The organism is Enterobacter asburiae (assembly GCF_008080435.1).
Taxonomy (GTDB): domain Bacteria; phylum Pseudomonadota; class Gammaproteobacteria; order Enterobacterales; family Enterobacteriaceae; genus Enterobacter; species Enterobacter asburiae_C.
Map to the genome: position 1 here is coordinate 161599 of NZ_VRKN01000002.1, position 12476 is coordinate 174074.

General features: G+C 54.8%; 9 protein-coding genes and 2 pseudogenes. 4 read left to right on the forward strand and 7 right to left on the reverse strand.

Going from position 1 to position 12476, the window contains the following annotated elements:
- Positions 1-67 precede the first annotated feature (67 nt).
- The 3 genes and pseudogenes from FU672_RS03900 to FU672_RS03910 all read right to left on the reverse strand — a co-directional run bounded on the left by FU672_RS03900 (position 68) and on the right by FU672_RS03910 (position 3834).
- Positions 68-2248: pseudogene (locus tag FU672_RS03900) on the reverse strand (polysaccharide biosynthesis tyrosine autokinase).
- Positions 2248-2697: an arsenate reductase/protein-tyrosine-phosphatase family protein gene (locus tag FU672_RS03905; RefSeq protein WP_148242249.1), complete on the reverse strand. Its 450-nt coding sequence runs from the start codon at positions 2695-2697 to the stop codon at positions 2248-2250. Before FU672_RS03905 ends, FU672_RS03900 begins: the two are co-directional and overlap by 1 nt.
- Positions 2697-3834, reverse strand: a pseudogene (locus tag FU672_RS03910) (polysaccharide export protein). The gene FU672_RS03905 and the pseudogene FU672_RS03910 overlap by 1 nt, the downstream one beginning before the upstream one ends.
- 488 nt (positions 3835-4322) lie before the next feature.
- On the opposite strand from FU672_RS03910, the gene FU672_RS03915 reads away from it, so the two are divergent.
- Positions 4323-4655: an RcnB family protein gene (locus FU672_RS03915; RefSeq protein WP_023336316.1), complete on the forward strand. Its 333-nt coding sequence runs from the start codon at positions 4323-4325 to the stop codon at positions 4653-4655.
- Positions 4630-5085 carry a GNAT family N-acetyltransferase gene (locus FU672_RS03920; RefSeq protein WP_262349000.1) on the forward strand — a complete coding sequence of 152 codons (456 nt, stop codon included), beginning with the start codon at positions 4630-4632 and terminating at the stop codon, positions 5083-5085. Before FU672_RS03915 ends, FU672_RS03920 begins: the two co-directional genes overlap by 26 nt.
- A 96-nt stretch (positions 5086-5181) precedes the next feature.
- Here FU672_RS03920 and apbC read toward each other — a convergent pair whose 3' ends face one another.
- Entirely contained in the window at positions 5182-6291 is a 1110-nt protein-coding gene (gene apbC, locus FU672_RS03925) for an iron-sulfur cluster carrier protein ApbC (RefSeq protein ID WP_029740176.1), read from the reverse strand.
- A gap of 137 nt (positions 6292-6428) precedes the next feature.
- Here apbC and metG point away from each other — a divergent pair, with 137 nt between their 5' ends.
- Positions 6429-8462, forward strand: coding sequence for a methionine--tRNA ligase (metG, locus tag FU672_RS03930; protein WP_148242251.1), 2034 nt, complete (start codon positions 6429-6431; stop codon positions 8460-8462).
- A 110-nt stretch (positions 8463-8572) separates the two neighbouring features.
- Here metG and FU672_RS03935 read toward each other — a convergent pair whose 3' ends face one another.
- The 3 genes from FU672_RS03935 to FU672_RS03945 are packed head-to-tail and all read right to left on the reverse strand — an operon-like array spanning position 8573 to position 11488.
- Entirely contained in the window at positions 8573-9043 is a 471-nt protein-coding gene (locus tag FU672_RS03935) for a YehS family protein (RefSeq protein WP_014884542.1), read from the reverse strand.
- A 46-nt stretch (positions 9044-9089) separates the two neighbouring features.
- Positions 9090-9809 carry a two-component system response regulator BtsR gene (btsR, locus tag FU672_RS03940; protein ID WP_023312443.1) on the reverse strand — a complete coding sequence of 240 codons (720 nt, stop codon included), beginning with the start codon at positions 9807-9809 and terminating at the stop codon, positions 9090-9092.
- The gene (locus FU672_RS03945; RefSeq protein ID WP_148242252.1) at positions 9803-11488 is read right to left on the reverse strand and encodes a sensor histidine kinase; all 1686 of its coding nucleotides are present in this window, start codon (positions 11486-11488) and stop codon (positions 9803-9805) included. The genes btsR and FU672_RS03945 overlap by 7 nt, the downstream gene beginning before the upstream one ends.
- A gap of 217 nt (positions 11489-11705) precedes the next feature.
- Here FU672_RS03945 and mlrA point away from each other — a divergent pair, with 217 nt between their 5' ends.
- Complete coding sequence (mlrA, locus tag FU672_RS03950; protein ID WP_148242495.1) at positions 11706-12446, forward strand: HTH-type transcriptional regulator MlrA; 741 nt, start codon at positions 11706-11708, stop codon at positions 12444-12446.
- The last annotated feature ends 30 nt before the right edge of the window (positions 12447-12476 follow it).

Consider the following 12476-nt stretch of genomic DNA (forward strand, 5'->3'; position numbering starts at 1 on the left):
ATGTTTTAACGAAGGTCATCTTAACGGGCAATACGCCATCACGCTGTAAAGAAGTGTCGCGCCAGGTTTACTCCTGGGTATAGCCGTAGTCGTAATGGCTATATCCCGAGTTGTAATAGAGCGCAGCCGATTTCACGATATCATTGAGGATCGCGCCATTCACCTGCACACCCATTTGCTGCAGACGCTTCAGGCAGTTCTCAACCTCCTTGACGCTGGTTTTACCAAAGCGGGCGACCAGCAGCGTGGTAGCCGCTGCTCTGGCTATCAGCAAGGCATCCGTCACGGCAAGCACAGGCGGAGTGTCGACAATCACGAGGTCATAAAGTTTGTCTATCCGCGACATCACGGCCTGGAAGCGTTCATTCATGAGCAACTCAACGGGATGTGAAGGTTGGGGTCCGCAGGTCAATACTTCAAAGCCGCCTTTCTCGACGCGTTGAATCGCCTCCTGCCACTCAACGGTTCCTCCGAGTACGCTGGATAACCCCCGATGATTGCTCAGTTTGAAAACGTTGTGGACATATCCCTTGCGCATATCTGCATCAATAAACAGCACTCGCTGTCCAGCCTGAGCGGCAATCGACGCCAGTGAAGTACTGACCAGCGTCTTTCCACAGTCCTGCGTGGGCCCAGACACCACGACGATCCGGTTTGTGGCATCCATCATAGTAAAATGCAGACTGGTGCGCAGTCCTCGCACCGCCTCGACAAACATATCTGCCGGATGGTCAACGGGCAGAAAAGGTATGTTCGCCGTCCTGTGCTTCCAGTGGGAAGCAAACAGGTTTCTCCTGCGCAGGTGCGTTTTTTTCCAGAGCTACACCGAGCGCGGGAGCGTCGCCAGAAGCGGTATCCCCTGCACTTCCAGTTGTTCAGACGAGGTAATGCCCCGCTTAAAGGCTGAGCGCACTAAAACCGTTCCGGCAGAGAGCATCAACCCCATCAGCATACCCAGTACGATAATGAGCGCTTTGCGCGGTTTGATTGGGGCTGGCTGCGTCACGGCCGGGTCAATAATCCGCACGTTCCCAATAGCGCTGGAGCGCGAGATACTCAGCTCTTGCTGACGCGTCAGCAACTGCAGGTATATGGTACGCCCGGATTCAACGTCACGACTCAGGCGTAATATTTCCTGCTGCGTGGAAGGCATGGATGAGACGCGGTTATTCAGGCGCGCACGCTCCCGTTCAAGCGTTTGTTTTTTCTCCCGTAAAGCACGGTAGGTGGGATGATCCTTCTTGAAAAGCTGAGAAACCTCTGCTTCGCGAAACGTCAGCTCGTTAAGCTGATTTTCCACGTTAACCACCTGATCAAGGACTGACTTTGCCTCCAGAGATAAATCGACAGAATCGCGCTGCTCTCTGTAGGCATTCAGTCGCGCTTCGGCTTCATCCAGTTCCCGGCTGATCTTAGGGAGTTGATCCTGTAAGAACGTGAGGCTGCGGGAATCTTTCGCTTCCTGGCGCGCAATATTCTGACTGAGAAAATTTTCAGCAATCGTATTAAGCACCGTAGCGATCTTGCCGGGGTCTTCACCTGTTAACGTTAATGCGATCATACCGCTCTGTTTTGCCGACTCTACAACCGTAAGCCTGTTCTGAATGGCGTTGATCGCGTCAAGCCTTGTGACGGTTTCGAGGGTAAACTGGGTGCCTGGTTCCGCGATGAGGGATGTCACCAGAAGCGATATTCCGTCTTTAACCAGCGTTTTCCCCACAACGCCGTTTGCCTCAAGCGTTTTTCCTTCAAGACGATACTGCCCTTGCTCCTGTACGGTGAGTAAAAGCGTTTGTGGCTTACCTTCCAGAAGAGGAATAGTCAGCGCGCCAATCGTTATTTTGTCGGATTTACGTCCCTGCACCTGTTCCCACAAAGACCCGATGACAGGCAACACGCGCCGCTTAACGTTGTACGTCATCCCTAACCGATCGACGGTCTCTCCCAGGATCATCCGTGATTTAAGGAGTAAAAGTTCTGGCGCGACATCGGGTGAGAGATCTGACCCGAACGCGGTCAGGTTCTTGAGCAGCGAGTTATTCTGCTTCGCTTCAACCTGTACCAGGGCATCAGCCTGATAAACTGGCGTGGTGCTGAACGCGTAGATCCCCGCACACAACGTGAGCAGGAGCGTGACACATGCGATCATCACCCGGTGATCAAACATCTCAGCAAGCAACTGAAGAAGATCGATCTCATTATTCTGCGGTGTCGCAACACTATATTTTTCTGATTTAGAAGACGACATTACTGCTTCATTCCTTGTTGGCTCAAACGACGAGCCCATTCCTGACTGGCTTTTCCCAATTGCTCGAAAACATATTCATAGGCTTCACGACTTTTGCGATACGGGTCGGGAATGTCCCTGGTTTCCAGCCATTGTCCAAAGAGCAGCGATTTTCCCCGGTTCTCCGGGGCCATTGTGGCAATGAAACGGAGGTGTTCCGGCTCCATCACCAGAATCAAATCGGACTGTTGTAACAGGCTGCGCGTCACCTTGCGGGCAACATGTCCCTCCAGCGAAACACCATGACGACGGGCCACAGCCTGCGCAGCCGCATCCGCCGGGAGTCCTTCAAGGCCTAAAATACCTGCCGAGGTCACCTGCTTGCCGGGTAATTGCTGACGCAACAGCCGCTCACCAATCGGTGAACGGCAAATATTGCCGGTGCAGACCACTAAGATTGACTGGAACATTACTGCGGCCAGGATCTGATGTAACGAACGGTTTCGGTCAGGTCATGGACGCCGCTGATGGTAGGTACCAGCTGGGTAATCACGCGATTCCAGCGTGATAGCGGTGCTGTGGTGACGTAGACAATGTCATACGGTTCCAGCTGGAATTCCGTACCCAGCACCATGGCTGATGCATCTTCTGCATTCAGTTGATAGATATTGGCAATTTTGTCCGTGTCGCCTTTTTTAGCTATCTGCCGAATAACAAAAATGCCGGTTGCATCGGCCATATTTTGGTTAAGCCCCCCGGCATTCCCCAGGGCTTCGGCCAGCGTCATGCCGCTACGATCCATCTTAAGTGTGCTCTGCTTTACCACCTCGCCCATGACGAACACTTTCAGCGCGTCATTCCGGGGAATAAACAGGATATCGCCTGGATAAAGCAGCTTATTTTGGGTCAAATCGCCATGCTGCATCAGCGCATAGAGCGAAAGGCGGGAGTCCAGGCCATCATGCGTCAGCACGACGTTACGCCAGTCGGCATCCGCAGAAAGACCGCCAGCGGCGTTGACCGCATCCATCACCGTCAGCGGAATATTGGTTATGGGCTGTTGGCCCGATCTTTCGACCTCTCCGGTGACATAGGCTTTTTGGGAACGGAAGGCGGCAATGCTGACGTCCACCTGCGGGCTCTCAATGACCTTATCCAGCCGAGCTGTAATCTCTTCACGTACCTGTGAAACCGTTTTTCCCACCACCCGCAGTTTACCGACGTAGGGATAAAAGAGCGTACCATCGGCGTTGACCCAGTTGCCGGCATCGCTCGCACTGCGATATTGTCCCGCGGGCGTCGTTAATTCAGGGTGATCCCAGACGGTGACCGTCAGAATGTCACCTGTACCAATACGGTATTCCCAGTTTTTGATCTGCATCCAGATTAGGATTTGCCTGAGATTTCGACACGGTGGGACGTAGTTTTTCAATCAATCCCGGCGTCAGTGGGAAAATTTCCACGCGCTTATCAAGCTGATAATTTACCTCTTCCGCCGTGATGACTTTTTTCCCGGACACACTCAAATTCTGGCCGGGGGAAAATACACACCCTGTCAATTGACTAACAGTAAGAAATAACAGCGAAAATGCAGTTGTACTTTTCATTTATATAAATATTTCTTTTTAGCATTGCGTTTGTCGTCAAGCTTGCAAAGAGACTCATGATAAGATCATGAAATTTAATTATTTATTCTTCTGCAAGATAAAATTCCGGCATGATAAAGCGCAACCAATCCGTTCTCAAAAAAAACAATGACAATGCTCAGCCTTGTAAAAAAACGGAAATAAGCCCACTTCAAATCGAAGACAATATTAAATGTTCTTCAGTGGGAAAGCATTCGTGTAGCAGTCCAATTTTGATGTGGGAAGTTATTTTCAGAATTGATTAATGAAATAATAAATATTCAAAATATAAAGCGAGAATGATATTCACCATAATGATAATCACCACCCAATTCGACTACACAAAACCGTCCACTTTTGTTACATTTTTTTTCAAACATCCCCTGCGTTGATACTTAAAATGGACTGTCTGCTCAGCTTTGCACGACCCGCAGACGAAAAGTATCTGTAACGATATCACTGGAGAAAAAATGGCTAAGCGTAAATTGCTGCTTCTGGGTGTATTACTGTCTCTGGCGGGATCCGCATTCGCAGCCCCGCAAACGGCCGCTGCGCCATCTGGCATCAAGGCCTATGAAGAACAAGAGTTCATCGCTGATTTTACGAAATTCAAGATTGGCGACACGGCGCCGGCGCAGTATCAAACGCCGGAGTACACTATCAAACAGTACCAGCTGCGTAACCTGCCGGCTCCGGATGCCGGAACCCACTGGACCTATATGGGTGAGAACTACGTGCTGATTGGCGATGCTGATGGCAAGATCTACAAAGCCTACAATGGAGATATTTTCTATCACCGCTAACGCAATTCTGATCCGCCCCTGGCAGGAAAGTGACCGCCCTTTCCTGCGCACGCTCTACCTCCACGCCCGGCGCGAAGCCTGGCCATGGCTGGACAGTTCAGACTGGCAGCTTGAAGACTTTGACGCGGCAACCCGTGACGAAGTCATTTGGGTTGCTGCTCAGAACGGTCATCGCCTGGGTTTTGCCTCCGTCTGGGCGAACGATAATTTCCTGCACAACCTGTTTGTTGACCCGCAGTATCAAAGCCTCGGGGTCGGACATTTGCTTCTGGAGCAGGTTCAAAAGACGTTTACCAGTACGGGTTCGCTTAAGTGTCTGGTGAAGAATACGCGGGCTATCGCGTTTTACCAGCGACACGGCTGGCACATTGAGGCGACGGGTAATTCTCCGGACGGAGAGTATTATTTGATGCACTATCGGTTTGGTTAAAGTCGGGTGGCGGCTTCGCCTTACCCGACCTACGTGATGGTGCCATTTGTAGGCCGGGTAAGGCGAAGCCGCCACCCGGCACTAAGCGAAGAGGAATTACACCGCGCGGAACGCGATTTCCCCTGGGATGATTTCGCCCTGCCAGTAGAGCTGCGCCGCAACGCGCCCCGCCAGTTGGCGATACATTTCTGCAAATTCGCTGTCCGGACGGCTGACCACCGTCGGCTTTCCGCTGTCCAGATCTTCACGCAGGGTAATGTGCAGCGGCATCTGTCCCAGCAGTTGGGTATGATACTTCGCGGCCAGTTTTTCTGCGCCACCCGTACCGAAGATAGGTTCGTGGTGACCGCAGTTGCTGCAGATGTGCATGCTCATGTTCTCGACGATACCGAGCACCGGCACTTCCACCTTCTCGAACATCACGATGCCTTTTTTGGCGTCGATCAGCGCGATATCCTGCGGCGTAGTCACGACGACCGCCCCCGTGACCGGAATGTTCTGCGCCAGCGTTAGCTGGATGTCACCGGTGCCCGGCGGCATGTCCAGCACCAGATAATCCAGATCCGGCCACATCGTCTCCTGCAGCATCTGCAGCAGCGCTTTGCTGGCCATCGGGCCGCGCCAGACCATGGCGTTATCGTCAGTCACCAGGTAACCGATAGAGTTGGTCGCCAGACCGTGCGCCATGATTGGCGCCATATGGGTCCCGTCAGGTGAAGTTGGGCGCTGGTTTTCCGCGCCCAGCATGTTCGGAATAGACGGACCGTAGATATCCGCATCCAGAATACCGACCTTTGCCCCTTCCGCCGCCAGCGCCAGCGCCAGGTTTACGGCAGTAGAGGATTTCCCCACCCCGCCCTTGCCCGAGCTGACGGCAATAATGTTTTTCACGCCGTTCACGCCAGGCTGGTTTTTCACGCGCTTCAGCGTGGCGATGCTGTGGCTCAGCTTCCAGTCAATCGCCTTCGCACCGGTAATGCGCAGCAGCTCAGAGCTGGTCTGCTCTTTCAGCGCGTCAAAGGCGCTGGTCCAGACGAACGGCATCTGCAACTCGATGTGCAGGGTATCGTCCAGCCAGGCAACGTGGTGTAACGCTTTCAGCGTAGTGAGATTATGCTTCAGGGTTGGATGCTGAAAGTTAGCCAGCGTCCCGGCGACCATTGCTCGTAAGGCTTCCGGCGATTTGGCCTGGGATTGAGAACTCATCCCGACTCCTTTGTTCTTGTGAATAAGACCTTAGATGAACAAGTTTACCTGAAAGGCCGTGGTTTGTGCTTACTTAATAATGCCCCTTTTGGTAATATCAAAAACCCTTTTCACAGTTAAAAGAAGTAATGCCTACTATGACTCAAGTCGCGAAGAAAATTCTGGTAACGTGCGCACTGCCGTACGCCAACGGCTCAATCCACCTCGGCCACATGCTGGAGCATATCCAGGCTGATGTCTGGGTCCGTTACCAGCGAATGCGCGGCCATGAGGTTAATTTCATCTGTGCGGACGATGCCCACGGCACGCCGATCATGCTGAAAGCGCAGCAGCTGGGGATTTCCCCGGAGCAGATGATTGCCGAAATGAGTCAGGAGCATCAGACTGATTTTGCTGGCTTTGACATCAGCTATGACAACTATCACTCCACGCACAGCGACGAAAACCGCGAGCTGTCGGAGCTGATCTACGGTCGTCTGAAAGAGAACGGTTTCATTAAAAACCGCACCATCTCTCAGCTGTACGATCCGGAAAAAGGCATGTTCTTGCCGGACCGTTTCGTCAAAGGCACCTGCCCGAAATGTAAATCCCCGGACCAGTACGGCGATAACTGCGAAGTGTGCGGCGCAACCTACAGCCCGACCGAGCTTATCGAGCCGAAGTCCGTGGTATCCGGCGCCACGCCTGTGATGCGTGATTCCGAGCACTTCTTCTTCGACCTGCCGTCCTTCAGCGAAATGCTGCAGGCGTGGACCCGCAGCGGCGCGCTGCAGGAGCAGGTGGCGAACAAGATGCAGGAGTGGTTCGAATCCGGCCTGCAGCAGTGGGATATCTCCCGCGATGCACCGTATTTTGGTTTCGAAATCCCGAACGCACCGGGCAAATATTTCTACGTCTGGCTGGACGCGCCAATCGGCTACATGGGCTCCTTCAAGAACCTGTGCGACAAGCGCGGCGACACCGTCAGCTTCGACGAATACTGGAAGAAAGATTCCACTGCCGAGCTGTATCACTTCATCGGCAAAGACATCGTTTACTTCCACAGCCTGTTCTGGCCTGCGATGCTGGAAGGCAGCAACTTCCGTAAGCCAACCAACCTGTTCGTACACGGCTACGTGACGGTGAACGGTGCGAAGATGTCCAAGTCCCGCGGGACGTTCATCAAAGCCAGCACCTGGCTGAACCACTTCGACGCGGACAGCCTGCGCTACTACTACACCGCGAAGCTCTCTTCCCGCATCGACGATATCGACCTGAACCTGGAAGATTTCGTGCAGCGCGTGAACGCGGATATCGTCAACAAGGTGGTGAACCTGGCCTCCCGTAACGCGGGCTTTATCGCCAAACGTTTTGACGGCGTGATGGCGGCTGAACTGGCTGACCCTGCCCTGTACAAAACCTTTACCGACGCGGCGGCCACCATTGGCGAAGCCTGGGAAGCGCGTGAATTCGGTAAAGCGGTGCGTGAAATCATGGCCCTGGCGGACCTGGCGAACCGCTATGTCGACGAGCAGGCGCCGTGGGTGGTCGCTAAACAGGAAGGCCGCGACGCCGATCTGCAGGCCATCTGCTCCATGGGCATCAACCTGTTCCGCGTGCTGATGACCTACCTGAAGCCGGTTCTGCCGCAGCTGGCAGCCCGTGCTGAAGCGTTCCTGAACACCGAACTGACCTGGGATGCAATGGCGCAGCCGCTGCTCGGCCACAAGGTGAACACCTTCAAGGCGCTGTATAACCGCATCGAGATGAAGCAGGTTGAAGCCCTGGTGGAAGCGTCTAAAGAAGAAGTGAAGGCCGCTGCGGCACCGGTGACCGGCCCGCTGGCGGACGATCCGATTCAGGAAACTATCACCTTTGATGATTTCGCCAAAGTCGACCTGCGCGTGGCGCTGATCGAAAACGCGGAGTTTGTGGAAGGCTCTGACAAGCTGCTGCGCCTGACGCTGGATCTGGGCGGCGAGAAGCGCAACGTCTTCTCCGGCATCCGTTCTGCGTATCCTGACCCACAGGTGCTGATCGGTCGTCAGACCGTGATGGTGGCGAACCTGGCGCCGCGCAAAATGCGCTTCGGCATATCCGAGGGGATGGTGATGGCCGCCGGCCCTGGCGGGAAAGATATCTTCCTGTTAAGCCCTGACGAAGGCGCGAAGCCGGGTCAGCAGGTCAAATAACAAAAAAGCCGGAGATTATCTCCGGCTTTTTTTTGCCCGGCGGCGCTACGCTTGCACGGGCCTACGGGTTTTGTAGGCCGGGTAAGGCGAAGCCGCCACCCGGCTAAAAATCACGCCTTCGGGTGATGCACCCGGTGGGTCAGCCCGCGCAGGAAATTACGTAAAAACTGGTCGCCACACTCGCGGTAGTTTTTATGATCCGGCGCGCGCATCATGGCGGTCACTTCCGGCACCGACACGCGGTATTTTTGCTCCGTCATGATCGCCACAATATCGTCCGTTTTCAGCGAGAACGCGATGCGCAGCTTTTTCAGCACCGTGTTGTTGTTCACACGACGCTCCAGCGCCAGCTCCGGCGCGGACTCATCTTTGCCACGTTTGTCGTAAATCAGACCGTTCAGGAAACCCGACAGGATGATGTCCGGGCAGCGAACGAAGCCCTCTTCATCTTCTTTGGTCATCCAGGTGTCGAAACCTGCAGATGTGGATTCCATGTCAGACAGCGCAAGAATGCGCACCATGTCGTTGTTGTTCGCTTTCAGGGTGTAGCGCAGGCTACGAAGAATGTCGTTACTTAGCATAGAGCCTTCGAATGTCGATGATGCAATGGCGCGCAGTGTACCAGTTTTACAGGCCAATCGCCTCTTTCAAACTCTTCAGATAGCGACGGCTGACGGGTACTGTTTGCCCGGCACGCAGCACCAGCTCGGCCTGGCCGTTATCTTCCAGGCGGATCTCCTTCAGGTGCGCCATGTTCACCAGATACTGGCGGTGGCAGCGGATCAGCGGCGTGCGGCTCTCCAGCGTGCGCAGGGTCAGCTCGGTAAATCCTTCGTTCCCTTCCGCGCTGGTGACGAATACGCCGCTCAGGCGGCTGCTGACAAATGCCACATCATCCATCTGCAGAAGATAGATCCGGCTATGTCCGGTGCACGGGATAAACTTCAGCGGCTGCTGGTTTTCCGGCAACAGCGTGACATCCTGTACGGTTCGCTCCTGGCGTAAACGGGTGAGCGTTTTTTCCAGACGCTTCTCTTCAATCGGCTTGAGTAAATAGTCAAACGCATGCTCCTCAAAGGCCTTAACGGCGTACTCGTCGAACGCCGTCAGAAACACGATGTAGGGGCGATGCGCCGGGTCGAGCATGCCGACCATCTCCAGCCCGCTGATGCGGGGCATCTGAATATCCAGGAACAGCACGTCCGGGCGCAGTTTGTGCACCGCGCCGATGGCTTCAATGGCGTTTGCGCACTCCCCCACAATCTCAATGTCAGGCTGCTCCTGCAGCAGAACGCGCAGGTTTTCCCGTGCCAGCGGCTCGTCATCCACAATCAGCACTCTTAACATGCGTTTTCCTCCAGCGGCAGTCGTACGGTAATACGGGTAAATCGGTCTGGCTCACAGGCGACGGTAATGCCACAGTCGTCGCCAAAATGCGCGCGCAGGCGTTTATCCACCAGGCTCATCCCTAAACCGCCGGAGACGGAAGGCTGGTAAAGCCCGGCATTATCTTCAATATCCAGCACCAGATGGTGGTTAAAACGGCTGGCGGCAATGGTTATCTCCCCTGTCCCCAAAAGCTGTGACGTGCCGTGTTTAATGGCGTTTTCGACAATAGGCTGCAGGGTAAAGGCCGGGAGATGCTGATACGCCAGCTCATCCGGAACGGAGAGCGACACCTGCAGGCGCGACTGGAAACGCGCCTGCTCAATCTGCAGATAGGCATTCACGTGCTCAATCTCATCGGCGAGGGTCACGATCTCAGACGGCCGTTTCAGGTTCTTGCGGAAAAAGGTCGACAGAAACTGCACCAGCTGTGCGGCCTGATCGCTGTCACGGCGGATCACCGCTTTGAGCGTGTTGAGGGCATTAAACAGGAAATGCGGGTTGACCTGGGCATGCAGCAGCTTAATCTCGGACTGCGTCAGCAGGGCTTTCTGCCGTTCATACTGCCCGGCCAGGATCTGCGCGGAAAGCAGCTGGGCAATCCCCTCCCCCAGCGTGCGGTTGATGGAGCTGAACAGACGGTTTTTTGCCTCATACAGTTTGATGGTCCCCATCACCCGCTGATTTTCCCCGCGCAGCGGAATCACCAGCGTGGAGCCCAGCTTGCACTGCGGATGCAGCGAACAGCGGTAAGGCACTTCGTTACCGTCGGCATACACCACCTCACCGGTTTCAATGGCGCGCAGCGTATAGGCGGAGGAGATCGGTTTACCCGGTAAATGGTGATCGTCCCCGGTACCGGTAAAGGCCAGCAGCCGCTCGCGGTCGGTTATGGCCACCGCACCGATGTCCAGCTCCTTGTAAAGCACCTGCGCGACCTTCATGCTGTTCTCTTCGTTAAACCCCTGGCGCAGGATCCCTTCGGTCGAAGCGGCGACCTTCAGCGCCGTGGCGGAAAAGGCCGAGGTGTATTTCTCAAACATGGCGCGCTTGTCGAGAAGAATACGCATAAACAGTGCCGCACCCACGGTGTTGGTTACCATCATCGGAGCGGCAATACTGCTGACCAGGTGCAGCGCATCTTCAAACGGACGGGCAATGAGCAGAATGATCGCCATCTGCGCCATTTCAGCCACAAAGGTAATGGCACCGGCGGTGAGCGGGCTAAAGACTTTATCCGGGCGGCCGCGTTTGATCATATAGCTGTGCACCAGCCCGCCGAGCAGCCCTTCCACGATCGTGGAGATCATACAGCTGAGCGCCGTCATCCCGCCCATGGAATAGCGATGCAGCCCCCCGGTTAAACCGACAAGGCCACCGACGACGGGACCACCCAGCAGCCCGCCCATCACCGCACCGATAGCGCGCGTATTGGCAATAGAGTCTTCGATATGGAGACCGAAATAGGTCCCCATGATGCAGAAAATAGAGAAGGTGACGTAGCAGAGCAGCTTATGCGGCAGACGTACGGTGACCTGCATCAGCGGGATAAACAGGCGCGTTTTGCTCATCAGCCAGGCAATAACAAGGAACACGCACATCTGCTGAAGCAACAGCAGCACCAGATTAAACTCGTACATACTCAAAACCGCACACGCTAAAAACGCGTAACATACACTGATGCGGGTTTGCTTTCTTTGAAGCATCCCAAAAAAGCGCAAAATCGTGTCCGTTATCACACCTTTTTCTGAATATCGCGCATGCTTCGCATTATTTGTTCAAAAATCAATCAATCCTTCCTGGTTCGCCAAAGTGAGTCTACAGTTAAGCTGGGGACGCGTAAGCCAGGGGGCGAATATGGCGCTTTACACAATAGGCGAAGTGGCACTCCTTTGTGATATCAATCCCGTTACCCTACGGGCGTGGCAGCGACGGTATGGATTACTCAAACCGCAGAGGACCGACGGTGGGCATCGCCTTTTCAATGAGGCCGATATCGACCGCATCCGCGAAATTAAAAGCTGGATCGACAACGGGGTGCAGGTCGGCAAAGTGAAGTCCCTGCTGAGCCACGACGACCCGGACACGCAACACCTCTGGCGCGAACAACAGGAAACCCTGCTGCGACTCCTGCAGGCGGGCAATCTTCAGCGCGTGCGCGCATGGATAAAAGAGCAAGGCCGCGATTATCCGGCACAGACGCTGATCAACCATCTTTTCATTCCGCTCCGTCGACGTCTGCAGTGCCAGCAGTCCACCCTGCAGGCGCTGCTCAGCATGCTCGACGGGGTGCTGATCAACTACATTGCCGTCTGCCTTGCCTCGGCGAAGAACAAAGCCGGAAAAGATGCGCTGGTGGTCGGCTGGAACGTGCACGATACCACCCGCCTGTGGCTGGAAGCGTGGATTGCCACCCAGAAGGGCTGGCGCGTGGATGTCCTTGTGCACTCGCTGGCGCAGCTCAGACCTGAGTTTTTCGACGGGCAGACCCTGCTGGTCTGGTGTGGCGAAGTGCCCTCCGCCACGCAACAACAGCTGCTGACGGAGTGGCGAGAGAATGGTTACCCGGTTTATTCCCTTGGCCCGGATGAGCCATAACGGCATTTAATGGTTCATTAACAGCTGCGC